The sequence below is a fragment of the Porphyrobacter sp. YT40 genome (assembly GCF_006542605.1).
Lineage (GTDB): Bacteria > Pseudomonadota > Alphaproteobacteria > Sphingomonadales > Sphingomonadaceae > Erythrobacter.
The window spans coordinates 567,275-592,532 of record NZ_CP041222.1 but is presented as its reverse complement, the minus strand read 5'-3'; the positions used below and the strand labels follow the sequence as shown (position 1 = coordinate 592,532).

Genomic DNA, 25,258 nt, shown 5'->3' with positions numbered 1-25,258 from the left:
CCTGTAAGTCTGGCCTGTCGATTGAAGGCTTGCGCCAGATCAAACGAGGACGGGCTATGCGCACCCCTTGCACAGCCCGCGGATTTCCAGCACCGGGCGCTCCGCCTTGAAGTGGCGGGCGGCGGCGATGGCGCGGACGGCGCGGCTCACATCCTCGTCGTCGACATGGGCGGCCTCGCCGCATTCGTCGCAGACCAGGAAGATGCAGTCATGCGCGCAGCCCGGATGGGTGTTGGCGAGATAGGCGTTGGCGCTTTCCACCCGCATCGCGAGGTTGTTGCTCACGAACAGGTCGAGGATGCGATAGACCGAATTGGGCGCGACCCGCTTGCCGCGCGCGGCGGAGAGGTTGTCGGCGATGTCGTAGGCCGAAACGGGGCGGTCGTGCCGGGCAAGCTCGGCAAACACGGCCTCGCGCATCGAGGTCCACTGCTCGCCGCTCGCAACCAGTGCGCGCGCCGCCTCGGCGACCAGATCGGGGCCGGTGTGTTCGTGGTGGCTGTGCGCGTGCTGTCCCATATCCTGCGATATAATGAGACAGGGCGGCTTGTGCCAGCCTAGCCTGCGTCGCGCAGGAAGGCGGCGCGGTAGAGCGTCGGGAACTTCACCTTGAGCGCGGCGACCTTGGGCGCGTCCCAGCGGGTGATGTAGCCGTGCTTGGGGTTCTTGGCCATGAAGTCCTGATGATAGGCTTCGGCGGGGTAAAACGCCTTGTAGGGCTCGATCCGGGTGACGATCGGCTTGTTCCACACGCCCGAGGTGCCCATCTGCGCAAGATAGGCCTTGGCGACGGCGGCCTGCTCGGCGTTCATCGGCACGATCGCGCTGCGGTAATGCGCGCCCACGTCGGGCCCCTGACGGTTCTTGAGGGTCGGATCGGCGACCACCGAGAAGAAGATGCGCAGCAATTCGTCATAGCGAACCACGGCAGGGTCGTACGTCACCTTCACGCTTTCGGCATGATCGGTGACGCCGCTGGTGATGATGTCGTACTTGGCGCTCTGCGCGGTGCCGCCGTGATAGCCGGACACGGCAGATGTCACGCCCTTGGTGTGGCTGAACACCGCCTCGACACCCCAGAAGCAGCCACCGGCGAAAACTGCGGTCTTGAGGCCGGGCTTTTCCTTGGCGACGCGCGTGGCGGCGGGGGCGTTGAAGACCTCTTCGGCGTGCGCGGGGCCTGCACAGGCGGACAGGGCCAGCGAGGCGGCGGCGAGGAGGGCAGCGGCTTTATGCATCAGATCGGCGTCCTTACGGCGCGATCACGAACTCCGCGGACGGAGCATCGGCACGCTGCGCGGGGGAGGCCATCTCCGCCGCCTGTGCGGGCGATTCCGTCAGGCCCCACTCCTCCGCATTCGCGCCAACCACCAGCACCGCGCCGAGCACGAAGCCGATCGAGAAATGGCGGAAGAGGTCGGAGGAGAGGAGACGCATGGAATTGACTCGTGATTGCTCGGTTGCCGCCGGTTCTTGTGGCCGCAGCCGAATTGCCGCGGGATGAACTGGCCGGCAGGCCCGTATTCAGTCGCGGGCCTGCAATAGTTACGAAACGCCTGAGAAAAAGTTGCCTTGCGCGCGCGGGCAGGCCGAAGCGTTCCGGGCTTGCGGCGAAATTTTCGGAAGGCGGTTCCCTCGGTGGAACAAACGCCTCCGGGGCGCGCCCTCGCAAATCAAACGGCAACGCCGCAAGGCCGACCGGCCGCCCGCAGGCGCTCGATCCTGTAAGGATCGAAACGCGCCGAGGACGAGGGCGCGGATGCGCCCTCGCACAACAAATCAATGCCGGAAGTGCCGCATCCCGGTGAACACCATCGCGAGGCCCGCCGCGTCCGCAGCGGCGATCACTTCCTCGTCACGGATCGAGCCGCCCGGCTGGATCACCGCGGTCGCGCCCGCTTCGGCGGCAGAGATCAGCCCGTCGGCGAAGGGGAAGAAGGCGTCGGAGGCCACCGCGCTCCCCACCGTGCGCGGCGCGCTCCAGCCGTAGGTCTCGGCGGCTTCTCGCGCCTTGATCGCGGCGATGCGCGCCGAATCGCGGCGGTTCATCTGGCCCGCGCCGATCCCCGCGGTGGCGCCGTCCTTGGCATAGACGATGGCGTTGGACTTGACATGGCGGGCGACCGTCCAGGCGAAGAGGCAGTCCTTGAGCTCCTGCTGCGTCGGCGCGCGCTTGGTGACGACCTTGAGGTCATCGGCGGAAATCGCCCCGTTGTCGCGTGACTGGATCAGCACGCCCCCGGCAATGGTCTTGAGCGCGAGGCCGCCCCGGCGCGGGTTCGGCAGCGCCCCGCATTCGAGCAGGCGCAGGTTCTTCTTCTTCGCAAAGATCGCCTTGGCTTCTTCCGAGACCGAGGGCGCGATCACCACTTCGGTGAAGATCGCGCTGATCGCCTCGGCAGTGGCGGCATCGAGTTCGGAGTTCACCGCGACGATCCCGCCAAAGGCCGAGACGGAATCGCAGGCGAGCGCCGCTTCCCACGCAGCGAGCAACGAGCCGCCCTGCGCCACGCCACACGGATTGGCGTGCTTGACGATCACCACCGCAGGCTCCTGCCCGGCAAACTCGGCGGCAAGTTCCAATGCCGCGTCGGCGTCGTTCAGATTGTTGTAGCTGAGCTCCTTGCCTTGAAGCTGCGTCGCCTGCGGAACGCCCGCCGTGCCCGAAACCTGCGGGACATAGATCGCCGCCGACTGGTGCGGGTTCTCGCCGTAGCGCAGCGTATCGGCGCGCTTGAGCGCCATCGGCAGCGTTTCGGGGAACAGTGTCGGTTCGTCCGAAGCGGCGGGGGAGAAGGCGAACCAGCTCGCGATCGCCGAATCATAGGCAGCGGTGCGAGCATAGGCCTTGCCCGCCATGCGGGTGCGGAACGCCTGCGTGGTCGCGCCGCCGTTGGCGTCCATCTCGGCGACCAGCGTCGCGTAATCGGCAGGATCGGTGAGGATCGTCACGAAGCCATGGTTCTTCGCGGCGGAACGCACCATCGAAGGCCCGCCGATGTCGATATTCTCGATCACGTCCGCGCGGGGCGCGCCCTTCGCGACCGTGGCTTCGAAGGGGTAGAGGTTGACCACGACCAGATCGATCGCGCCGATCCCGTGGGCCTCCATCGCGGCGACGTGTTCGGGATTGTCGCGCAGCGCCAGCAGCCCGCCGTGGACCGTGGGGTGGAGGGTCTTGACCCGCCCGTCCATCATTTCGGGAAAACCGGTGAGGTCGGACACGTCCTTCACCGTCAGCCCGGCATCGCGCAAGGCCTTGGCCGTGCCGCCGGTGCTCACCAGCTCGACCCCGCGCGCCGCCAACGCGCGGCCCAGATCGGCCAAACCGCTCTTGTCGGACACTGAGAGCAGCGCCCGCTTGATCACACCGTCCGCCATGATGGAATCTATCCTGTCTTCCTGAAGCGCCAGGAGAATTGCCCCCCGCTGCGCAATGCCAGTCCCTCGATCACCAGCTGCTCGGTCGCATGGGGCCGGCCGTCGCCGTCGACCCACAGGCTGTCCTCGGCAGACAGAGTGATCTCGCCGGTGCCGCCCCTATCCCCGCCGAGCCGGAATTGCCAGAGCCGACCGTCGGGCAGCAGCAGGCTTGCGCCGCGCTTGTCGGGGGAGAGCGTCACCTCGACCCCGCGCCCGAGATGGAAACGCAGCGCGAAGGCGATCTTGCCGCGCTTGCCGCTCTTGCCGACGGGGACGAGGATATCCTCCCCCGCCAGTTCGGTGCCGTCACCGCTGAGCGTCAGGATGCGCTGGTGGGTGAGGCCGAAACGCCCGGCATAGCCATCATGCGCGGCCTCGATCCGGGTCGCCTCGCGAAAGCCGGGGCGGGCGATCTGGCGGCGGTCGAACTCCACCGTCTCGACCCCCTTGCCGAGCTGGCCGTTGAGCTGGACCGCGGTGGAATTGGCGTTGTCGAGCACCAGTGTCGAGAAGGCGGCGGTGGCGCGCAGGCCCTGCCCGATGCGCGCGGGCACCTGACCGCCCGCCAGCGCCGCGCCGCCGCAATTGACGATGATCCGCTGCGGGCCGTCCGAAAGCTCGAAAGCGAGGGTGGAGGCGCAGCCGGTGCGCGCGTGCTTTGCGCGCGGCGGCGGGGCGGTGTCGAATTGCAGCAGCGTGTCGCCCGCCTTGATCCGCTGGTAGCCCCACGCCCCGGCGAGCGCGAGCGGGCGGGTGCGCACGCCGCTCGCCTCGATCACGGCATTGACCCGGTCGGCGGGAATCGCCCCCTGTCCCTGCCAGTTGCCGAGCGCGCCGTCGCCGTGGCGCAGCGCCAGCAGCGGCGGCACCAGCAATTCGCGCATGACGCCAAGCGCCGGGGGCGGCGTGACGCCCGCTGCCTCGTAACAGGCGATGCAATCGGTCAGCAGGCGGATCGCGTCCAGCTGGGCGGCGGGGCAGCGCGACAGCACGCCGCCATCCTCGCCCACCATGTCGCCGAGTGCCTTGACCAGCCCTGCCTCACCGAACAGCCGGCGCGGCTTGCCGTGGGGGAGCAGCAGCCCCGCCGCCACCACACCCGCCCAGGCGGCGACCTGCCCGAATCCGGCAGGCTCCTTCGGCGCGCGCTTGTCGAGCCAGGTGGCGGTTGCGGCGATGGCGGCAAGCAGGCGCGACTTCAGAGTCTTGTCGTTGCCGCCCAGCATCAGCGGAGCGTGGACGAGCCATGCCAGCAGCCTGAGACCCGCAAGCTCGGTCTCCCAGGCGGGGCCCTTGCCCGGGGTGCCGTGGATGTGGAGCCACTGGCCCGCGATCCGCTCGGCCACGGCGGCTCCGTCGGCACGGCTGGCGCTGGCGGCGAGATCGGCGAGCCAGCTGAAGCTATGCACCACCCGCTCCACGCCGGGAGCATGATGCGCGGAGAGGGAAAAATCGAAGCTGGCGATCGGCAGCCGCACCCCGTGAATCAGGAAGTGCCCGGCGCGCAGGGCCGTGCCCACCGCACGGTCGCCGCGATTGGGGCTCTCGACCGTCGCCAGCACGCGCAAGGCCTGCGGGCGGCGGAAGGGGGCGGCGATGGCGTGGCCGGGAATGCCGATGCGATAGGCGAGCCTGACCAGCGCCTCGCCCGGGCCGCTGCGCGGCGCGATCACGTCGGTCAGCGCCAGCGCGCGCGAGGGTTCCTGCGGTGGCGCGATCTCGGCGGTTTCGGCAGCCGGCTCCTGCCCCTCGGCAAGTGTCAGCAGCGGTGCGTCGGCAACTCGCTCCACCAGCGCCTCGGCCCGTGCGGCGGCGGGGGAGCGCAGCAGCGTCGCCATCAGCGCGCCGCCTTCAGGCCCGCGATGTTGGCGGCGTAATGCTCCGGCCCGCCCTTGAAGGTGGCCGAGCCCGCCACCAGCACATCGGCTCCGGCCTCCACACACATCCGCGCGGTTTCCGCATTCACGCCGCCATCGACCTCGAGATGGATGGGGCGGCCCGAGCGCGTGATCATCGAGCGGATGCGCGCGATCTTGTCGAGCTGCGAGGGGATGAAACTCTGTCCGCCGAAGCCGGGGTTGACGCTCATCACGAGGATGAGGTCGGCCATGTCCATCAGGTTGTCGAGCACTTCGACCGGCGTGCCGGGGTTGATCACCACGCCCGCCTTCTTGCCCAGCGCCTTGATCGCCTGCAGCGTGCGGTGGATGTGCGGCCCGGCTTCCGGGTGGACGGTGATGATGTCCGCCCCCGCTTCGGCAAAGGCCTGCAGGTAGGGATCGACCGGGGCGATCATCAGGTGCACGTCGAAGGGCTTGGTGGTGTGGGGACGCAGCGCCTTAACGACATCGGGCCCGATGGTGATATTGGGCACGAAATGCCCGTCCATCACGTCGATATGGATCCAGTCCGCCCTCGCCGCGTCGACCGCGCGCACTTCCTCCCCCAGCCGCGCGAAATCGGCCGAGAGGATCGAGGGAGAGATCAGCGGAGCTGGCATGGCGCGCGAGAAGCCCTTTTGTGACGCATTGCCAGCCATACGGGAGGCGCGAATCGGGCGACAAGGCGTATCCTTGTGCTTTTCCACCGTCTCCGGCCCCTGTCTGCGTCAATTAAGCCGCAATTCAGGCGGATTGCCCCATAGCGGCGTCAGAAACCTCTCCGCCACCGACGCGCACAGCTGCTTGCGCCCCGGCACCCCACCTCTTATTTCCCGAGATGTCCATGACCAACCGCCTGCTCTCTTTCCGCATTCCCGACTGGCCCGCGCTCGGCGCCGGGCTGGTGATCGCCGGTGCGATGGTGGCCGCTCCGCTCGCTGCGCAGAGCTATACCTACGCGCGCAGCATGCCCAACGATCCCGGCCAGTGCGCCGCGGGCAAGGGCCCGGCGGTGCGGGTGAACGTAACGGGCCTCAAGTCGTCGGAAGGCAACCTCTTCGTGCGCGCCTACCCTGCGCGCAGCAGCGACTGGCTGGAGAGCAAGCGTTACGTGATGCGCGTCGACGCGCGCCCTCAGGCGGGTAGCGTGACCGTGTGCGTGCCGCTGCCCGCGACCGGCGACTTCGCCATTGCGGTGCATCATGACGTCAACGGCAACCGCAAGTCCGATCTGTCGGACGGGGCGGGGATGTCGAACAATCCGGGGATCCGCAAGATCCTCGGCCTCGTCCCGCGGCCGCCTTCGGTCGAGAAGGTGCGGTTCAATGCCGGGCAGGGCGTCACCCGGATGACGATCAGCGTCCAGTATATGTGATGTGAGCCGGGTTAACCGCCGCTGCGCTGGCGGCGGCGGTGCTGGCTCAGATCCCACAAGACCTGCGGCGCGGCCAGCAGCGGCCAGCGTTCGCGGAACGGCGTCAGCCTGACCGGCATCCCGGTGTGCCGCTCGATCTTCCACGCGGCATAGCGCGCCGCGCCTTCGAAGGTGGTGCTGGCCTTGACGAGGCGCAGCAGGTTCAGCGGCTTGCCCATCCGCCGTCGCCGCTTCCACCAGCCCAGAATGCGCGCCCGCTCGCCCGGCATAAGCCGCGGGGTGAGGATCGCGCCGTGAAGGCCGGGAGGGATGCCGCCCGCCTCCAGCGCCAGCGGCAGCAGCCCCGCGAAATGATCGGCGTTGACGGCGAGAATGTCGTTCTCGCGCCCCTGCTTCTCCACCCGGAATTCGGCGCTGTAGGTGGACCGGAACAGCGCACGCCAGTAGTCTTCGGCGGTGCCGCTCACCGGGCCGAGCGCGGCGGCGAGGCGCGCAGCGGTGACGGCAGCGGCGGCGATCGCGGCGACGACATCGGCGCGGGCGGCCTCGTCCTCGGCCCAGATCAGCGCGGAGGGCTGCACGAAGCGCGCCCAGATGGTGGTGTCGGTCAGCTCGCCGCTCGCCGCGCGGGCGAAGGTCGCCAGCGTCATGGTGGCAAGCTTGGCGCGAAGGGTCACGCCTTCATGCGCGCGCTCGTGATAGGAGACGGTCGGCCAGATCGCGGCCTCCCGATCGCCGGGCAGCAGGACGTAGAAATCGAGCACACCGTCGAGCGATCCGGTGCGCAGGTTCGATCCGTAGAACAGCACCGCCCGCGCGCCTGCCGCATCGGCCAGCGCCTGCGCGAAAGCGGCGACGGCGGGATCGACGGGTGCGGCAAGGCGCGTGGCAATCCGCTCCGTCAGCGCCGCAGCGCTCCCGCTCATGGGGCGACGAAGGCGAGCTCCGGCCCCTGCTCGATGCGGTATTCGCCCGCCGGGAAGGCCTCACCATCAAGGATGAACTGATCGTCGATGCCGAGGCTGAACTGCGTCGCGGCGAGCTGGTGGATGCCGCGTTCACGCAGCGAGCCGCGCAGCTTGCCCATCAGCACCAGCGGAACCAGCGCGGTGGTGCGGCGCGAGATCTGGTCGACCGCCACCAGCTTCAGCCCCGCCTTGAGCGCGCCGAAGGGCTTGATCCCGGCCGGCAGACGCTCCAGCGTCGAGGCGAACAGCAGCTGGCGCATCGCCGGATCGCCGTGCCCGCTATGCGCCATCGGCGCATCCGCCGCGCCCAGCCCGATGCGCATCCCTGCGCCCTTGCGCCATGCATTGTTGCGGGTGGCGAACAGCGATTGCAGCAGCGCCCAGACGCCGGTGACCGCCACCACCATCGAATCGAACGCGCCAAGCTTGTGCGCGCTCTGCCCGGCCTGGGTCGCCTTGGTGAAGGCCCCCGCGCCGAGGATGAAGCCCGCGACCTGCGATTGCGGCTCTTCGGCGCGGGCCACCGTCATCGGGCGGCGCCACACGCGGCTGCCATGGTCGAGCGCGTCGATCGCGTCCTGCAAGGTCCAGTCGTCGGGGATGCCGAGATCGACGGTGAGCGCATTGGTCTTGCCCTTGGGCAGCACAGCGATCGCGGGCCAATCGTCCCCGAAGATCGCCTGCCCGCAGGTCAGCACGTCGCGCACCGTCCCGTCGCCGCCGTTGATCACCAGCAGATCGATGCCCTTGTCGGCGAATTCGCTCAGCGCCAGCGGCAATTGCCCGCGTTCGCGCGGCTGGGCGATGTGGACATGGGGGCACAGCCCGCAGTCGAAATCGGCGCCGAGATTGCGGTGGCTGCGCGGGTTGTAGATCACGCCGACGGTGGGCGCCTGCCCCGCATCGCGCACGCGCCGGGCACGGGCGCGCGTCTTCGTCGCCGGGTCCACCCGCGGAACATGCGCAAATTCATAGATCGGGGTGGCCATGCGCGTCCTATATCTGTCGGAAAACTAACTTTCTACCGCAATCTTGTCCCGCAATTGTAACAAGCGCTCTTCGCCAGATCGTTTATCGGACGCGAAAATCAAGGGGCAGGCGACCAAGACCCGCGCGCGTGCGACGAGTGTATGTCATTGTTTGGTCGTTGTTTTGTCGCGATTGCGATAGCTGCGCGGGGAAGGTCTTGTTTACTCGCCGCTTTCCAGCGTGCGGATGGTAAACTGGCTTACGAGCCGCTGCACGCCGGGCAGGGCGGACAGGATCTCGCGGTGGATGCGTTCATAGCTGTCGCTGTCGGGCACCAGCACCTTGATGAGATAGTCCGATTGCCCGCTCATCAGATAGGCCTCGGCCACCTGCGCCGTATTTGCCAGCGCGGTCTCGAAAGCGAGCATGGTCGCCTGCCGCTGGTCGGTGAGGGTGACCGCCACGAATACGGTCGAGGGGTTGCCCCGCGCCGCGCGCGACAGCCGCGCCCGGTAGCCGATGATCGCGCCGCTTTCCTCCAGCGCCTTCACCCGCCGATGCGCGGCCGAGGGGCTGAGCCCGACCCGCTCCCCCAGCTGTTCGCCGGTCAGCCGCGAGTCCTCGCGCAAGAGATCAAGAATTTTCCGGTCGATACGGTCCATGCGCGCAAATCCTGCGTTAGATCATGATCAAGTGCAAGATCATCCCGTTCAGCGACGCCTCGCGCACGATCAACGCCGAGATCGTGCAGCGACCCTATGTTACACTCGCGCGCACAAAAGTTTCTGGAGAGAGCATCATGCGCGTCGGCGTCCCCACCGAGATCAAGAACAACGAATACCGCGTCGGCCTGACCCCGGCGGCGGTCGCCGAACTGACCCGTTCGGGCCACACGGTGGTGGTGCAGAGCGGAGCCGGGTGCGGCGTGGACTTCGCCGACAGCGCCTATGAGGCGGCGGGCGCAACCATTCTCCCCGACGCTGCGGCGGTGTTCGAAGCGGCGGAGATGATCGTCAAGGTCAAGGAGCCGCAGGCCTCCGAGATCGCCATGCTGCGCCCGCACCATCTGCTGTTCACCTATCTCCACCTCGCCGCCGACAAGCCGCAGGCCGAGGGGCTGATGGCATCGGGCGCGACCTGCATCGCCTACGAAACCGTGACCGCGCCCGACGGCTCGCTGCCGCTGCTGAAGCCCATGTCCGAAGTTGCCGGGCGGATGAGCGTGCAGTGCGGCGCGCATTATCTCGAAAAGCATCAGGGCGGGCGCGGCGTGCTGCTGGGCGGCGTGCCGGGGGTGGAAAAGGGCAAGGTGGTGATCCTCGGCGGCGGGGTTGCCGGGGTGAACGCGGCGCAGATGGCCGTGGGCCTGCGCGCCGACGTAACCATCTTCGACATTTCGCACCGCCGGCTGGCCGAGCTCGATATGAGCTTCGGGAACACCATCCGCACCGCTTTCTCCAAGTCGGCCGCGATTGCCGAAGCGGTGGCGGCGGCCGATCTGGTGATCGGTGCGGTGCTGGTGCCGGGGGCCGCCGCGCCCAAGCTGGTGACGCGCGAGATGATCGCGGCGATGCGTCCGGGCACGGTGGTGGTCGACATCGCCATCGACCAGGGCGGCTGTTTCGAGACCAGTCACGCGACCACGCATGAAGACCCGGTCTTCACCGTCGACGGGGTGATCCACTACTGCGTCGCCAACATGCCCGGCGCGGTCGCGCGCACCTCGACCATCGCGCTCGGCAATGCGACGCTGCCCTATGTGATGAAGCTCGCCAACATGGGCGCTGCGGCGGCGATGGCGGAAGATGCGCATCTGGCCGAAGGGCTCAACGTCGCCAGCGGCACAATCCGGCACGAGGCTGTGGCCGAGGCGCTCGACCTGCCGCTGGGCTGATTGTCCGGGAGCGCAGGGAGCGCGGCGGGCGCTTGACCGCACTGCCTGTGCGGCGGATAGTCAGCCGCCGATGCTGTCCCAGAAGACCCGCTATGCCCTGCGCGCGATGCAGCACCTTGCCGATCACTATGGCGGGGGCCCGGTGCAGCTCGCCGCGATTGCGGAGGCGCAGAAGATCCCGGCCAAGTTCCTGACGGTGATCCTCTCGGAACTGGCCCGCGCGGGCCTGATCGAATCCCAGCGCGGCCGCGACGGCGGCTACTGGCTGGCGATCGCGCCGGTCGACATCACCTATGGCGATCTCATCCGCCATATGCGCGGCAGCCTCGCGCTGGTGCCCTGCGCGAGCCGCTACGCGCACGAAAAGTGCAAGAACTGCCTTGCGGAAGGCGAATGCCGCACCCGCGCGCTGATGCTGGACGTGCGCGACCGCACCGCGCAGATCCTCGACGGGATCCGCCTGTCCGATCCGATCACCCCGGTGCCGAGTTTCAGCGAAGATACCGCCTGACCCTCGCCGCCGCCGCGCCCGAAGGATTCCGGCGCGCGCAGCGCACCTCTCGGCCCAGCCTGACAGGGTGTTGCGCAAAGCCTATTGTCAATCAAATAACTTGAGTTTAATTCGGTCGCTGCGCACAGGCTCCGCGCAACGAAAGGCCCCTCCGTGGACCATCCCGAGAAACACAATGCCGCGGGCGGCCTGCTGCCCGAGGCGGAGACGCCTGCCCGTAAGGGGCGCGAGGCCCGGCCCCGCTTTCGCCGCAACCCCTCGCCGAGCGTGCTCTAGCCCTGCCCTTGCGCAGAGAGAACCTGCCTCATGCCCGATATCGTGCCGCTTCTCGTCGAGATCGCCCCCTTCATCGCCATCGGCATGGCCGCGCAGATGATCGATGGCGCGCTGGGCATGGCCTTCGGGGTCATTACCCAGACCCTGCTGGTGAGCGGGCTGGGCATCCCGCCCGCAGCGGCTTCGGCCAGCGTTCATCTGGTCGAGCTGTTCACCACCGGCGCATCGGGGGCGAGCCATATCTGGCACCGCAATGTCGACTGGGGGCTGTTCAGGCGGCTGGTGCCCTTCGGCGTGCTCGGCGGGGTCACGGGAGCCTTTCTGCTGTCGAGCATCGACGCTTCGGCGGCGCGGCCCTTCGTTATGCTCTATCTGACGGGGATCGGCTTCTACCTGCTGTGGAAGGCGATCCGCCTGTCGCAGCCGCGCTTCGAGGATCCGCGCTACACCCGCCCGCTGGCCGTGGCGGGGGGATTTCTCGACGCGGCAGGCGGGGGCGGCTGGGGGCCGGTGGTCACCAGTAACCTGCTGATCCAGGGCGGCAATCCGCGCAAGATCATCGGCACGGTCAATTCCGCCGAGTTCCTGCTGACGCTGTCGATCTCGATCGCCTTCATCGCCACGCTGGGGCTGGCCGCCTTCACGCTGATCACGGTCGGGCTGATCATCGGCGGCGTGGTCGCGGCGCCCTTCGGTGCGGTGCTCGCCAGCCGTGTGCGGCCGCGGGTGCTGCTGCTGGCCGTCGCAATCGTCCTCATCGCCACCAGCAGTTACAGCATCTACAAGGCGTGGCCGATCATCTGATCGCGCATCATCCCGAAGGGCCGCGCCATGGACACCGAACTGCTTTTGATCTGCGGCCTGACCGCAGTCATCAACCTCATTGGCGCGCTCGCCTATGCGGCGCGGATCGCAGGCGTGCGCACCGGGCGCATCGCGCTGTCCTTCGCGCTGTTCAACGTGCTGCTGCTGGTCAGCCGCACGTCGAACGGATTTCTCGGCCCCTTCCTCGCCAAGCGGATCGAGACCGCGCTGGCCCAAGGCGGGAACGGGGGCGAGGCGCTGCTGTGGGATCTGCGTCTGGTGCTGCTCTGCGCCGCGCTCGCCGTGGCGCTCGGCATCGCGCTGGTGCCGACCGGGCAGCGGCTGTTCGCGGCCGGGATCGGCTTCTTTCAGGCCCGGCGTTCGACAACGCTGCTGCTGCTGCGGAGCGTGACGCCGGCAGGCCTGCATACAATCCGGGATTCGGTCGCCCTGCCGAAAGCCGATACGCTGCGATCGCTGAAGGGGCCGCGCGGTGTAAGATGGCCGGTGCTGATCGCGAATGCCGCTGCGCAGGGCCTGCTGGCGGTGGGCGTGCTTGCCTCGCTCTATGCGGGTTACCTCGTGCCCGAATTCCGCGTCACCGCCTCGCAGATGACCGCGATCGTCAACGGCTTCGCCACGATCCTGCTGTTCGCGCTGATCGACCCGCAGATTTCGGCGCTGACCGACGATGTGGTCGACGGCAGCGTCAGCGAAGCGACCTTCCGCCGCGCGATGATCTGGGTGTCGCTCAGCCGCCTCGCGGGCACGCTGCTGGCGCAGGCGCTATTGGTGCCGGCAGCAATCGTGATCGCCTGGGCGGCGGGCTGGCTGTAAGGCGGGGGGCAACGCCGGGTCTCGCCCACCCGCCACTGCCCGAACCTGCGCCGGAACGTGTCTCCCCGCTCCGTCACACAAGGCGTCGATCTTCTGCCGGGTCGCGGGTCGATCGCTCCCCTTTGCCCTAAATCCGCGGATCGCTCTCGCGCTTCGATTGCGAGGGGCAGGAGCACATCAAGGTTCGAAACGTCTGGAAAATGCAGCGCGATCCGATAGGGTTCGCACCCGGCGCGAGCGGTGAAAATCCGGGGGCTCGCTCGTGGCTGGATCGCTCCGGTTGGTGCGCGATCGAGACTTCTGGCCTGTATCTTCAGCCAGGTTCCCCCTTTCGGCGTTTGCGCGGGGTGGACGAATGGCGAAGAAGTGGCTGGGTGTTTTCGCAAACGGACAGGATTCGCCGGGCGCGGACAATGGCCGGCAATCCCGTAACCCGCATCGATCCCCGGATCCGTCGCCGGAAGCGGGGGTCTCGGGCCTTACGGACTTCATGGCCACCGGCGTGTCGGTGGACGATGGCGCCGCGGCTCAGGATGCCCCGCTCGATCTCCCGCCACGCGTTGGCCCTTGGCGCAGAATATCGCTGCTGGGCCGGGGCGGAATGGGGCAGGTCTGGCTCGTCGAGCGCGACGACGGCACCTACCGGCAGCTGGCGGCGCTCAAACTGCTGGCATCGCGCAACCCGATCTTGCGGACGCATTTTGCCGAGGAGCGTCAACGCCTTGCCCAGCTGGAGCATCCGCACATAGCCCGGATCGTCGATGGCGGCGATACGGAAGATGGTCGCGCCTTCATGGTGATCGACTATGTCGAAGGCCAGCCCATCGACCGCTGGTGCGCGGCACAGGCGACGGACAGGCAGGCCCGTGCATCCCTGCTGGTCGATCTGTGCAGCGCCCTCGCCCATGCCCATGGCCGGCTTGTGCTGCATCTGGATATCAAGGCGTCCAACGTCCTCATCAACACGCAAGGGCAGCTCAAGCTGATCGATTTCGGCATAGCCGTGCTCATGCCGTCCCATGCGTCCGACGGGGTGCAAGGCGCGATCCGGGCGCTGACCCTTGCCACGGCGGCCCCCGAACAGCTCGATGGCGGACCGCTGACCGTGGCAACGGACATCTTTCAGGTCGGCATGCTCGGGCACCTCCTGCTTGCGGGCAAGCTGCCCGAGCGTGACGAGGGTGGTTCGGTCACGATCAAGCCCGGGGATATCGGCGACACAGACCTGACCGCGATCCTGCGCAAGGCGACAAAGGCGGAACCATCGCAACGCTATGCTTCGGCCGATGCCCTGGCGGAAGACTTGATCAACTGGCAGACGAAGCAGCCGGTGTCCGCGCGCGAGACCGGCTCGCTCTATCGCACCGGCCTGTTCCTGCGGCGGCACTGGCTGGCCACATCGGCGGTGCTGCTGGCTTTCATCGCGCTTTCGGTCGGCCTGTCGGTGAGCATCTGGCAGATGCGCGCGGCGGTCGATGCTAGGAACCTCGCGCTCGCCGAGGAGCAGCGCAGCGACGTCATCCGCGAATCCGCTTTTTTCCTGTTGTCCGACCTGACGTTGCAGGCCGGCGGCGGGACAACCGTTTCGGGCATTTCCGCAGCGGCTCAGACCATGGGCGAGCGTTTCGATCGCTCCCCTTCGGAATTCGCGGCCTTGCTTCAGGCTCTTGGCGAATTGCAGTACAACCTTTCCGACGACAAGGGCGCGCTTGTCACGCTGGGAAAAGTGATCGGGCGCGGGGGCGAAATTCAGCCCGAAATCCTCGCACAGGCGCAGTACAACGCAGCCCGGTCGCTCGTTCGGCAGGGCGAGTTCGCGGAAGCGGAAAAGCTGCTGCGCGAGGCGCAGCGTTTCTGGCGCCGCGATTCGGGGCGGTGGTCGACCCGGCTGCTCGACAGCCGGTCGCTCGAAGCCCAATTGCTGCGCGCAGACAATCCGGAGGCGGCGCTCGCCTTGCTGCAATCGACCTTGGCCGAACATATCGGGCAATATGGCGACAGCAATCAGCGTGCCGGGGCGTTCTACAACAATATCGGCACCAGCCTTGCGGCCATGAACCGGCTCGATGAAGCCGAGCTTGCCTTCAGGAAGGCGGATGCCATCTGGCGCGAGATTGGCCTTTCGAGCGGGTTCGATGCGCTCAACACCCTCAACAACATCGCCAGCGTCTATCTCTTCCAGAACCGGCCCGAGCGCGCCGCCGAACACTATGCACGCGCGGTTGCGCTGCGCGATCGCCTGTTCGGCCCCTCTGCCGCAACCGGCGCGCTGCATTCGAATTACGGCAAGGCGCTGCTTGCGACCGGCAAGCTCGAGGATGCGCTCGCGGAATTTGGCTATGCGGAGACACTGGCGCTCGAATATTCGGGGGAAGGCACGCCCCTGCACATTGCCGTGCTGCTCGGTCAGGCGGAGGCGCTGGCCCGGTCAGACGGGGGCGATCCCCGCGAAAAGCTGCGCGCCGTGGATCAATATCTGACCGCGATGGGCGATCCGGCGCTGCTGCGCGCGGTGTACCACCTCAGCTTTGCCAAGGTGCTCATCGCCCGGAATGCGCCGCAAGAGGCGCAGGCGATGCTGCGCAAGGCTTCGGCGCTGGCGAAGGAAAGCGGCCCGGCGGGAGACCGGATCGGCGTGGAGGCGCAGCGGCTTCTGGGATCATGACAGGTTGTCCATGCCGAGCTGGGTTGCAAGCCAGCGCCGCGCATCGTTCCATTCGCGCCGGACGGTTCGTTCCGAAATCGCCAGCAGAAATGCGGCCTCCCGATCGGTCATCCCGCCAAAGTACCGCGCATCGACCACTTGCCGCCAGCGCTTGTTGACCGCCGCCATCCTGTCGAGGAGCAGGGAGATTTCGACGATCCGCTCGGACTGGTCGCCGTCGCCGGTCTCGGGCAGTTCGTCGGGCATCTGCCGTTTCGCGGCAAGGCGCTGGCGGGCCTGATCGACGATGACCTGTCGCATCGCCATCGAAGCAACCGCGAGAAAGTGGCGCGCGGAGGAAAATTCATATCCGTTGTCCAGCTTGAGATAGGCCTCGTGCAGGATTTCCAGAGTGACGAGCGTGTTCTGGGGGGCGTGCCGTCTCCGGCGTGATCGCGCGATTTCCATCAGTTCGTCGTGGAAGGCGACAACCAGCTTTTCGGCCAGAACCGCGTCGCGCGCTTCGTCGGTTTCGGGCCGTTCGGGTTCCGCCTGCTCCATGGAGCCGGGATAGCGGCTGCCCGGCGCGCAAATCAATGCCTTGCGCGGTGTGACGCAAACCTTCGGTCCGCGCAAAGACCCCTTCATCGCGACAGGAATCGCCCCCGATCCATTTTTCTGGCCGGATTTCGGCCCGGAATACGTGATGTAGCGTATGGGGGAATCAATCATCACTTCCGGCCCGGGGCATGAGCGGCAACAGGGGAGGCGCGGCAGCAATCCCGGCCCGGCCCGGACTTGGCCTCGGCCGATCGCTGCCCTGTGTCTGGGGACCGGTTTTTTTGCCTGTGCGGTTTCCGGCGCGGCGCAGGAGGCGGAAACCGGGGCCGGGGCTACCTTTCTGCAACCCTTGTCGATCGCTGCTGCCCAGCCGCTCGACTTCGGTACGCTCGCGATCCCCGTCACCGGTTCGTGCCTCTATGTGCTCGGCCCGGATTCCAGGCGGTCGACCAGCGGCGGGCTGTGCCAGTTTCTCGGCGGTGACGCTTTGCCCGCAGAATTTGCGCTGACCTGTGCGGCCAATTCGCTGGTGCAGTTTCAGCTGATCTACACCGACGCAGCCCCGGCGGGTGCGGCGTTCGATGCCGCGCCCGAACCGATGGCGATCGACGGAGCAGCCCCCGGCAGCGCCTATCAGGTCCGCCCGTGCGACGCCGACGGGATGAGCGTCGTCAAGGCGGGCGGCGCCATCGAAGTGCGGCCCGAGGCCCCCCATCAGTTTTCCGGTCCGGTCGGGTCGATCCGGCTGGAGATCGCCTACAATTGAGGGACGGTCCGACACCCCCGCAGACCAGCCGAATTCATTCGAAAATCAAAACACCGACGGGTTCGCACAACCAACCTTGGATCCAGCATCAGGAGCACAGTGAAATGAACCTTCGTCCCTTCATCACCCGCACCGGAACACTCGGTGCCATCGCGGCGGTCTTCGCGTTCTCGGCCACGCCCGCCATGGCGCAGGTCAGCGACAGCGCGACCGTCAATGCAAATGCCGAGCTTCTTGCCGTCACGCCCCCGCTGTCGGTGACCGGCACCAGCGACCTCGAGTTCGGCAGCCTCAACATTCCCAACGGCGTCGTCAGCGAGCGCTTCTGTGTCTATGATGTCCCCGCCAACGGCACGCCGACGCGGACGGTTCGTGAAACCGATACCTTGTTCAATGTGATCGACGCCGTTCTGCCGACACCGTCGAATTGCGATGCGTCCGGGTCTTTCAACCCCGCCCGGTTCGCGGTCGCATGCAGCGCCGCGACGCCGACAACCTTCACCGCGGTGATCGAGGACAGCGGCCTCAATAACGGCTTCATCCTCAATTCCGACGGAATCCGGATCGCCGCGCTCCACAAGGGCGCGACCAACAACGGGTTCGTCAACTCCACGATCTCCAACACCATCGTCGCGACCTGCCCCGATGGCTTCACCTCGGGCACCACGGCAGGAGAGCTCGACATTCTCGTCGGCGCCCGGCTGGCTGTCGATCTCGGCGCCGCCGCAAATCCTTCGACCACAGCCGGAACGATCACGCTGACCGCGACCTACTGATCGCCTCGCCGCCCCGGCCGGCAATGGTCGGGGCGGCATCGCGCATTGCACCACCGCAAAACGCAAGACGGCCCGGGAGCGACACGCGCTTCCGGGCGCGATGATCAGCACAGAAAGACCGCACCATGCGATACCTCGACAAAACGATGCTTGGCCTCGCCGCGCTGGCCGTGCCGATCGCGATGACCATGGCTCAGGAGCAGCCCGAAGACGGCCCGCTGCCCTTCGACGCGGTTCCGGCCGACGCGGCCTCCCCGTTTGGCGGGATGGCGCTGTCGCCCACCCGCATCATCCTCGATGCCGGGGGGCGCGGGCAATCGGTCACGCTCTACAATTCCGGCGGCGAACCCGTCACCTATCGCATCGATCTGATCGAGATGGGCCTTGATGAGGCGGGCAATTACCGATTGCTCGAAGCGGGCGAGGACGCCGGCTGGTCGGCCGCGCCTTTCCTGCGGTTCTCGCCGCAGCAGGTGACCCTGCAACCCGGCGAGCGTCAATCGGTCCGCGTGATCGCCCGCGCGCCGCGCAACCTTCGCGCCGGCGAATTGCGCAGCCATCTGCGTTTTTCCTCGATCCCGCTCGTCACGGATGCCGAAGAGGTCGAAGAAGCAGAGACAACGCAGACAAGCGGCGAACGCCGGGTTTCCGTTTCTGCCAATCTCGACCTGCGAATTTCCATCCCCGTGCTGCTGCGCACCGGCGCGCCCCAGGGGGGCCAGTCGATCCGGTCTGCAACCCGCTCGCCCGATAATCCCGAGGCACTTACCGTCGTCCTCGAACGGACGGGGCAGCGCAGCCAGTACGGCATCCTGCGCGCGCTGGACGCGCAGGGCAGCGAAGTCGGCATTCTGCGCGGCATCGCCGTTCTGCCCCCTGCCACCACGCGCACCGTCAGCCTGCCCCTGCGACCCGGAGCAAGGCCGGCTCGGCTGGTCTTCGATCAGGAAACCGAGGGCGGCCGCACCGGAGACAGGCTCGCAGAATATCCGCTGCCCTGACCGGCGTGGGCAATGACGGGGGAAGGGCACCGAACCGCGCGCTGGAGCTTCGCGCTGCTGTGCGTGCTCGCGGTTGCAGCGCTGTTTCCGTCTGCGGCCGAGGCCCTGCCGCAGTCTGCCGCCGCACCGGTTCATGCGCCGCCCGACAGCGATGAGATCGGCTCCGGGGAGGGGCTCGACCTGCGCATTGCCGAAATCCGCCTGCGCGAACGGCGGGTTCTTGCAGCTGACGCGCTGCTGTTCATGGCCGAAGACGGCGCCGTCTATGTGCCCTTCGCCGCGCTGATGGACGCGCTCGGCTTCGCGCTGGAGCTGGATGACAATGGCCGGATGTCGGGCTGGTTCCTGCGCGAAACGCAGCGCTTCGCCATTGATCTGCCAGCCGGCACGGCAGACATCGGCGGCGCTGTGCGCGCCGTGACGGACCGGGACATGATCCGGATCGATGGTGAAGCCCATATCTCGGCCGGGGCAATGCAGGACTGGTTCCGGCTGTCTCCGACGTGGGACGCTTCGCGCCAGACCCTGAACCTCGCACCGCCCTATCTGCTCGCCTCGGAGGAAGCCGCGCGCCGCGCCGGACAGCGCGTCGCCGGATCGGGTGCGACTTCCATCGACACGACCGGCTTCGTCGAAATCGCGCAGAACCACCGCTGGATTGGCTGGCCGCACCTCACCACCAACCTTGCCCTTTCCGCGGACAACCGACAGGGCGGCGTAGCCGTTCAGGGATCGCTCCTGGCCCAGGGCGATATCCTGAAGGCGACCGGGTTTCTGGCGCTGAACGCCGCGACAAGTGGCGAGACAACGGCGCGCTTCACGCTTGAACGGCGAGATCCGCTGGCCCGGCAATTGGGGCCGCTCGGCGCAAGTCTGATCGAGGCGGGCGACATCGCCGCTCCGCCCACACCACTCCTGCAGCAAAGCGCGTTCGGCGTGGGTTTCCGGATTGCACGCGAACCGCTCGATCAGGCGGGGACGTTTGCGACAACCTCCTTGATCGGAGACGCGCCCCCCGGCTGGCAGGCCGAATTGTACCGCGACGATGAACTGCTCGATTTCCAGACCATCGGCGCTGACGGTCGTTATGCCTTTCCCGAAACGCCCACCCGCTTCGGGATCAACCGCTTCCGCATCGTGCTCTATGGCCCCTCGGGAGAGCGGCAGACGATCGAGCGTGTCACCGATATTGGATCCTCGCTGGTTCAGCCCGGCGCGCTGCGGTACAACCTTCTGATGCTCCGCGAAGGGCGCACCCTGCTCGACGGGAGAACCGCGAGCATTTTCTTCGACACGGCGCCAGACCACTCAAATCCTGAGGGGATTCGCCTTCCCGACAGGCGCGGGGTTGGACTGGGCGAGGCCCTGTATACCGAGGCGCGCGCGGCCTACGGGATTTCGGGCAATCTCGGCGTCAGCACACTGGCTGCCTATCGCCGCCCGGACAATGGCGGACCGGACAGCTTCAATCTGGGCGCAGGCATCTCCGTCCAGACGGGGCGCGCGGTCTACGGCGGGGAGGTGGTGATGCAGAACGGCGAGGCCCTTGCCGGGCGCGCATTCGGAGGCCTTTCGCTGGGTGCCTTCGACCTGTCGGCAAGCCATGAACGCTATTCACCGGGGTTCAGCCGGTCGCCCAACGATCTCGGCAATCTCGGGATCGCGTCGCAGAGCCGGTTGGCGCTCAATGGCCGGATCGGGGCGGTTGGCGTGGGAATGGACGCAGTCTCCTCGACCCGCGTCACCGGCGAGTCCGACCGTCAGGCCAGCGTGCGGGTCAACGCGGCCATTTCCGGCATTTCGCTGTCCAGTCGCCTGTCATATCGGCTGTTCGAACGATCGGCAGGTGGCCGCGATGGCGACGGGCAGTTCGCGGGAGGGCTGCTGGCGGCCGGGTCCCTCGGCCCCTTCCGTCTGCGAGCCGGTCTCGATTACGAAGTGGAGCCGCGCACCAGGCTGCGCCGCGCCTTGGGCGAAGTGACCTATCGCGCAGCCGACTGGCAGCTGACGGCTTTCGGCGAACGCGATCTGGTCGGCGGAGGAGGGCAATGGGGGCTTGGCGCAAGCCGCGACTGGAACGGCGTGCGATTGGGGGCCGACCTTCGGCATGATAATCGCACCGGCGGCTGGAGGGGTTTTCTGACCCTTTCCTTCGCCGTCGATCGCGCGCCCCTGTCCGGCGGGCTGCGTTTCGGGCGCGAGGCGCTTTCCGCTCGCGGCGCTGTCGTCGCATCCGCCTTTGCCGATACGAATGGCAACCGGTTGCGGGACGAGGGTGAGCCCGAAGTCGAAAACGTCAATGTCGAACTGGTGCCGCGAGGGCTCGTTTCCCACGATGGAAGCAGGGTTCTGGTCGAGAATCTGCCGGTCGATGGCCAGCTCGCCCTGGTGCCGGATCTCGAGAATGTCGATGATCCCTATCTCGTCCTTGCGGACAAGGGATATGTCTTCACGACCCGGCCGGGCGCACCTGTGGCACTCGACATCCCGGTCATTGAAAGCGGCGAGCTCGCGGTTTCGGTGCTCGGGTCCGACGGGTCGCCGACCGCCAACATGGTCGCGATCCTGCGCCAATGCGAAGCCGATGCACCTGTCGCGCGCGAAAGGACGGCCTTTGACGGCAAGGCATTCTTCCTCGGACTGGCACCGGGCTGCTACGAACTCTCGGCCGGACCGAGCGCGGCGGTGGTGGAGATTGCCGCAGGCGAAGTGCACGAAGCCTCGCTGGTGATCGAGTAGGCGGAGGCGCAAACGATCCGGATCGCCGAGGGGCTCAGGCGAGGCGCTGGCTTAGCGCTGCGAGCGCGCCGGGCGATGCTTTCCATGTGGCGGCGAACTGGCCCCCTTCGCCAAACAGCGCCGATGCCATCCCTTCCGGGCCATGAGTCTGCCACAACGCGGCAAGCGTTGCTGCCTGCGGATCATCGACGCTGCGTACATCCCCTCTGACATGGCGGCACCAAGCGGCGAGCGCTTCGAGCGTTGCCGGACACATGCGGCCCGCCGCCTGGTTGATCGCCAGCGGCTCCAGCCAGCGCTGCGGGATCTTCTGCGTCCCGTCCATCGCGATCTGGAGCAGGCGATGCGAGAGGGCGCTGTTGGCGAAGCGTTCGAGCAGCCGGTCTGCATAGGTGGCGGTGTCGATCCCGCTGGCGGGATCGAGCGTGGCGGCGGCCTCTTCACGCATGATCTGCTCGATCAAAGGCCGGATCGCCGGGTCGGCCACCGCCTGATGCACGAAGTCATGTCCGCGCTCGAGCCCGAGATAGGCGAGCGCCGAATGCGCGCCGTTGAGCATCCGCAGCTTGGCCGCTTCATGGGCGCGGACGTCCGGGACGAACTGCACGCCCACCGCCTCCCAGCGCGGGCGCGGGCCGGCGAAGTCATCCTCGATCACCCACTGGGTAAAAGCTTCGGTAAGGATCGCGCCCGCATCAGCCATGCCGATATGGCCCGCCACCCAGCTGCGGTCAGCGTCGGTCATGGCCGGCACGATCCGGTCGACCATGGTCGAGGGGCAGCGGCACTCGCGTGCGAACCAATCGCTCAGCGCCGGGTCGGTGCGATCGAGATAGGCGGTCATCAACGCGGCGAGCTGGCAGCCGTTGTCGGCAAGGTTGTCGCACGAGAGCAAGGTGAGGCCCGGCAAGCCCGCCGCCCGCCGCCGCGCGAGGCCTGCGGCAAGAAAGCCATAAATGGTGCGCGGCGAGCCTTCGCCTTCAAGGTCCGCCGCCAGGGCGGTGTTGCCGCAATCGAGCGACCCATCGGCCGCGCGGACATAGCCCTTTTCGGTCACGGTCAAGCTGACAATGCAGGTGTCGGGATGCGCGACGGCGGCGATCACCGCTTGCGGGTCTTGCGGCGCGACGATCACCCGGCCCACCGACCCGATCAGCCTCGTGCGGGACGCTTCGCCCGAACGTGCGGTAAGAGTGTAGAGCCCAGCTTGCGGGTTCAGCTGCGCGGCGACATCGCCCGACCGCAGCGAGACTCCGGTGATCCGCCAGTCGCGGTCGCCGGCCGCCATCGTCGCATCGGTATAGGCGGCCAGATGCGCGCGGGCGAAAGCGCCGATGCCGAAATGGACGATCCCGGCGCGCTGCGTTTGCCAGTCGTAAGCCGGGCGAACGACCTCAGCCGCCAGCCTACCGAGCGTCGCTGGCGACAGCCTCACAGCCGGTACGCTGCCTTGGCGAGGTTGTAGGTGAGGTCTTGCGCCAGCTCGGCCGCCTCCCAATCCTCCATCCGGTGCTCGGCGACGAGCTCAGCCAGAAATCCGCAGTCGATCCGTCGTGCGACATCGTGACGTGCGGGGATCGAGAGGAAGGCGCGGGTGTCGTCATTGAAGCCGACCGTGTTGTAGAAGCCTGCCGTCTCGGTCGTCGCGTGGCGGAAGCGGCGCATGCCTTCGGGGCTGTCGTGGAACCACCAGGCCGGCCCCAGCTTCAGCGCCGGGTAGTGCCCCGCCAGCGGTGCCAGTTCGCGGGCGTAGACGCTCTCGTCCAGCGTGAAAACGATGATCGTCAGCGCGGGGTTGTTGCCGTGCTTGGTCAGCAGCGGGCGCAGCGCGTGGACGTAGTCGGTACGCATCGGCATGTCCGCGCCCTTGTCGCGTCCGAACCGCGCGAAGATCGCCGGGTTGTGGTTGCGGAAAGCGCCCGGATGGATCTGCATGACGAGGCCGTCCTCGGCGCTCATCCCGGCCATCTCGGTGAGCATCTGGGCGCGGAACAGTTCTGCATCGGCTGGCGAGACATCCTTGCGGATCACCCGCGCAAACAGCGCCTCGGCCTCGTGCGGGGCAAGGTCGGCGGTGAGCGCGGTCGGATGCCCGTGATCGGTCGAGGTCGCGCCGTTCGCGGCGAAAAAGGCGCGGCGCTTGCGATGGGCGGCGAGGTATCCGGACCAAGTGAATGTGTCTTCTGCGGTCAGCGCGGCGAAGGCGGCGAGATTGTCGCGGAACCCCTCGAACTCGGGGTCGATCACCGGGTCGGGGCGATAGGCGGTCAGCACGCGCCCATGCCAGCCCGAGGCGGCGATCGCCTGATGATGTTCGAGGCTGTCGAGCGGGCTTTCGGTGGTGGTGAGCACTTCGATGCCGTAGCGCTCGAACAATGCGCGCGGGCGGAAGGCAGGGGTGGCGAGGGCGGCGGTGATGTGGTCGTAGTAGTGATCGGCGCTCGCGGCGCTCAGCTGCACGTCCAGCCCGAACGCTTCGGCAAACACCCAGTCGAGCCACATGCGTGACGGTGTACCGCGGAAGAGATGGTAATTGGCAGCGAAGATCCGCCACGCCTCGCGCGGATCAACCGCAGGAGCGCGGCTGCCGTCCTGCAACGCGATCCCCAGCGCCTCCAGCGGGATGCCCTGACTGTAGAGCATCCGGAAGACGTAGTGGTCGGGTTGCAGCAGGAGCGCGGAGGCGTTCTCGAACGGCGCGTCGGTCGCGAACCATGCCGGATCGGTGTGGCCATGCGGACTGATGATCGGCAGGTCACGGACGTGTTCGTAGAGGCCACGGGCAATGGCGCGGACCTCGCGGTCTGCGGGCAGCAGGCGATCGGGATGAAGCAGGAGCGGGCGGCCGGTCATGCTAGAGGCTTGCCGCCCGTGCATAACGTGCGCGTGTCGACGCGGCATCCCGGCGCGCCGCCTCGACCGCGTCTTCTTCCGTGGCGAAAAGCAGGTGATCGATCACCGATGACATGTGGTGCCGCATCGCTGCACGCGCGGCGGCGGGGTCGCGATCACGCAAGGCAAGCAGCACCGCGCGGTGTTCTTCCACCACCGGCTGGACATTGGCAGTGCGCGCCTTTTCCAGCAGCAGCGCACAATTGGGTGAGGTGGAGCGCAGGCGCCACATTTCTTCGACCTGGCTGCGAATGACGGCGTTGCGGGTGGCGGTGGCGATCAGCATGTGAAAGGCGTAGTCGGCGTTGGTGGTGACACCCGGCAGCCTGTTTTCGTCCTCGATCCTGTCCACCAGTCGTTCCAGTTCGGCCAGTTCGTCGTCGGCGATATGCACCGCCGCCAAGGCAGCAGCCTCACCTTCCACCAGCAGACGCGCCTCCATCAACTCGAAGGCGGTGACATCGAAACCGGGGGCATCGGCCTTGCCCGGCAGGGCGCGGACATAGGCACCCGAACCGATCCGCACCTCGATCAGGCCCTGCACTTCGAGCGCGATCATCGCTTCGCGCACGGCCGGGCGCGAGATGTTGTACTGGGCTGCCAGCTCTCGCTCTGCGGGCAAGCGATCGCCGACCGCATACCGACCTGCCCCGAGATCGTCGAACAGCTCGCGCGCCAGCTTCTGATAGAGGCGCTCTGGCCGGGCGCTTTCGACCGGGATGGCGGGAGACTTCCTTGGTCGCGCCATGCGCACATGCTCCATAGATAGGCCTGACCAATTCGGGCCCAGTCTGTTCAAGAGCTTTGTGCCATGTCGCGTACCACATAAACAAGCATATTCGGTCTTTACTCGCCACGATCCAATCCTGTGTAAAGCGCCCTCGCGGAAATTGGATGAAAAATAGGTCATACCAATTTCATTGAATTCGGGGACGAGGTCTC

23 protein-coding genes are annotated in these 25,258 nt (G+C 67.3%); 10 read left to right on the top strand and 13 right to left on the bottom strand.

What is annotated here, in order from left to right:
- Nucleotides 1-54: 54 nt before the first annotated feature.
- The 6 genes from E2E27_RS02790 to rpe all read right to left on the bottom strand — a co-directional run bounded on the left by E2E27_RS02790 (nt 55) and on the right by rpe (nt 5,923).
- A complete protein-coding gene (locus E2E27_RS02790; RefSeq protein ID WP_141457583.1) occupies nt 55-519 on the bottom strand; it encodes a Fur family transcriptional regulator in 465 nt (154 codons plus the stop codon).
- Between the two features lie 38 nt (nt 520-557).
- Nucleotides 558-1,238 carry a peptide-methionine (S)-S-oxide reductase MsrA gene (gene msrA / locus E2E27_RS02785; protein WP_141457582.1) on the bottom strand — a complete coding sequence of 227 codons (681 nt, stop codon included), beginning with the start codon at nt 1,236-1,238 and terminating at the stop codon, nt 558-560.
- A 13-nt stretch (nt 1,239-1,251) separates the two neighbouring features.
- The gene (locus E2E27_RS02780) at nt 1,252-1,437 is read right to left on the bottom strand and encodes a hypothetical protein (protein WP_141457581.1); all 186 of its coding nucleotides are present in this window, start codon (nt 1,435-1,437) and stop codon (nt 1,252-1,254) included.
- A gap of 342 nt (nt 1,438-1,779) precedes the next feature.
- On the bottom strand, nt 1,780-3,381 hold the full coding sequence (gene purH / locus E2E27_RS02775) for a bifunctional phosphoribosylaminoimidazolecarboxamide formyltransferase/IMP cyclohydrolase (RefSeq protein WP_141457580.1): 1,602 nt from the start codon (nt 3,379-3,381) through the stop codon (nt 1,780-1,782).
- An 8-nt stretch (nt 3,382-3,389) separates the two neighbouring features.
- Nucleotides 3,390-5,261: a heparinase II/III family protein gene (locus E2E27_RS02770; protein WP_141457579.1), complete on the bottom strand. Its 1,872-nt coding sequence runs from the start codon at nt 5,259-5,261 to the stop codon at nt 3,390-3,392.
- Nucleotides 5,261-5,923 (bottom strand): ribulose-phosphate 3-epimerase, encoded by a 663-nt coding sequence (gene rpe / locus E2E27_RS02765; RefSeq protein ID WP_141457578.1) that lies wholly within the window; start codon nt 5,921-5,923, stop codon nt 5,261-5,263. The genes E2E27_RS02770 and rpe overlap by 1 nt, the downstream gene beginning before the upstream one ends.
- Nucleotides 5,924-6,147: 224 nt before the next feature.
- On the opposite strand from rpe, the gene E2E27_RS02760 reads away from it, so the two are divergent.
- On the top strand, nt 6,148-6,678 hold the full coding sequence (locus E2E27_RS02760) for a DUF2141 domain-containing protein (protein WP_141457577.1): 531 nt from the start codon (nt 6,148-6,150) through the stop codon (nt 6,676-6,678).
- A gap of 11 nt (nt 6,679-6,689) precedes the next feature.
- Here E2E27_RS02760 and E2E27_RS02755 read toward each other — a convergent pair whose 3' ends face one another.
- The 3 genes from E2E27_RS02755 to E2E27_RS02745 form a co-directional block, all read right to left on the bottom strand.
- Entirely contained in the window at nt 6,690-7,604 is a 915-nt protein-coding gene (locus E2E27_RS02755) for a hypothetical protein (RefSeq protein WP_141457576.1), read from the bottom strand.
- Nucleotides 7,601-8,635: a diacylglycerol/lipid kinase family protein gene (locus E2E27_RS02750; protein ID WP_141457575.1), complete on the bottom strand. Its 1,035-nt coding sequence runs from the start codon at nt 8,633-8,635 to the stop codon at nt 7,601-7,603. Before E2E27_RS02750 ends, E2E27_RS02755 begins: the two co-directional genes overlap by 4 nt.
- A gap of 201 nt (nt 8,636-8,836) precedes the next feature.
- Nucleotides 8,837-9,277 carry an Lrp/AsnC family transcriptional regulator gene (locus E2E27_RS02745; RefSeq protein WP_141457574.1) on the bottom strand — a complete coding sequence of 147 codons (441 nt, stop codon included), beginning with the start codon at nt 9,275-9,277 and terminating at the stop codon, nt 8,837-8,839.
- Nucleotides 9,278-9,414: 137 nt separating this feature from the next.
- Here E2E27_RS02745 and ald point away from each other — a divergent pair, with 137 nt between their 5' ends.
- The 5 genes from ald to E2E27_RS02720 all read left to right on the top strand — a co-directional run bounded on the left by ald (nt 9,415) and on the right by E2E27_RS02720 (nt 15,602).
- Nucleotides 9,415-10,509, top strand: coding sequence for an alanine dehydrogenase (gene ald / locus E2E27_RS02740; protein ID WP_141461519.1), 1,095 nt, complete (start codon nt 9,415-9,417; stop codon nt 10,507-10,509).
- A 70-nt stretch (nt 10,510-10,579) separates the two neighbouring features.
- Nucleotides 10,580-11,020 (top strand): RrF2 family transcriptional regulator, encoded by a 441-nt coding sequence (locus E2E27_RS02735; protein ID WP_141457573.1) that lies wholly within the window; start codon nt 10,580-10,582, stop codon nt 11,018-11,020.
- A 306-nt stretch (nt 11,021-11,326) separates the two neighbouring features.
- The gene (locus tag E2E27_RS02730; RefSeq protein ID WP_141457572.1) at nt 11,327-12,100 is read left to right on the top strand and encodes a sulfite exporter TauE/SafE family protein; all 774 of its coding nucleotides are present in this window, start codon (nt 11,327-11,329) and stop codon (nt 12,098-12,100) included.
- Nucleotides 12,101-12,127: 27 nt separating this feature from the next.
- The gene (locus E2E27_RS02725; protein WP_141457571.1) at nt 12,128-12,937 is read left to right on the top strand and encodes a lipid II flippase family protein; all 810 of its coding nucleotides are present in this window, start codon (nt 12,128-12,130) and stop codon (nt 12,935-12,937) included.
- Between the two features lie 490 nt (nt 12,938-13,427).
- On the top strand, nt 13,428-15,602 hold the full coding sequence (locus E2E27_RS02720; protein ID WP_181443533.1) for a serine/threonine-protein kinase: 2,175 nt from the start codon (nt 13,428-13,430) through the stop codon (nt 15,600-15,602).
- Here the strand turns inward: E2E27_RS02720 and E2E27_RS02715 are convergent.
- Nucleotides 15,597-16,313, bottom strand: coding sequence for an ECF-type sigma factor (locus tag E2E27_RS02715; protein ID WP_181443532.1), 717 nt, complete (start codon nt 16,311-16,313; stop codon nt 15,597-15,599). The two genes, E2E27_RS02720 and E2E27_RS02715, sit on opposite strands and share 6 nt — an antisense overlap.
- A 178-nt stretch (nt 16,314-16,491) precedes the next feature.
- Here E2E27_RS02715 and E2E27_RS02710 point away from each other — a divergent pair, with 178 nt between their 5' ends.
- The 4 genes from E2E27_RS02710 to E2E27_RS02695 all read left to right on the top strand — a co-directional run bounded on the left by E2E27_RS02710 (nt 16,492) and on the right by E2E27_RS02695 (nt 21,424).
- Entirely contained in the window at nt 16,492-16,908 is a 417-nt protein-coding gene (locus E2E27_RS02710) for a DUF4402 domain-containing protein (protein ID WP_181443531.1), read from the top strand.
- Nucleotides 16,909-17,012: 104 nt separating this feature from the next.
- Entirely contained in the window at nt 17,013-17,684 is a 672-nt protein-coding gene (locus E2E27_RS02705) for a hypothetical protein (RefSeq protein WP_141457567.1), read from the top strand.
- Nucleotides 17,685-17,809: 125 nt separating this feature from the next.
- A complete protein-coding gene (locus tag E2E27_RS02700; RefSeq protein ID WP_141457566.1) occupies nt 17,810-18,685 on the top strand; it encodes a fimbrial biogenesis chaperone in 876 nt (291 codons plus the stop codon).
- A gap of 12 nt (nt 18,686-18,697) precedes the next feature.
- Nucleotides 18,698-21,424: a hypothetical protein gene (locus E2E27_RS02695; RefSeq protein WP_141457565.1), complete on the top strand. Its 2,727-nt coding sequence runs from the start codon at nt 18,698-18,700 to the stop codon at nt 21,422-21,424.
- Nucleotides 21,425-21,458: 34 nt separating this feature from the next.
- Here E2E27_RS02695 and E2E27_RS02690 read toward each other — a convergent pair whose 3' ends face one another.
- The 3 genes from E2E27_RS02690 to E2E27_RS02680 are packed head-to-tail and all read right to left on the bottom strand — an operon-like array spanning nt 21,459 to nt 25,064.
- The gene (locus tag E2E27_RS02690) at nt 21,459-22,859 is read right to left on the bottom strand and encodes a mannitol dehydrogenase family protein (protein ID WP_141457564.1); all 1,401 of its coding nucleotides are present in this window, start codon (nt 22,857-22,859) and stop codon (nt 21,459-21,461) included.
- Nucleotides 22,856-24,277: a glucuronate isomerase gene (gene uxaC / locus E2E27_RS02685; RefSeq protein WP_141457563.1), complete on the bottom strand. Its 1,422-nt coding sequence runs from the start codon at nt 24,275-24,277 to the stop codon at nt 22,856-22,858. Before uxaC ends, E2E27_RS02690 begins: the two co-directional genes overlap by 4 nt.
- Nucleotide 24,278: 1 nt before the next feature.
- A complete protein-coding gene (locus E2E27_RS02680; protein ID WP_141457562.1) occupies nt 24,279-25,064 on the bottom strand; it encodes a FadR/GntR family transcriptional regulator in 786 nt (261 codons plus the stop codon).
- Nucleotides 25,065-25,258 lie beyond the last annotated feature (194 nt).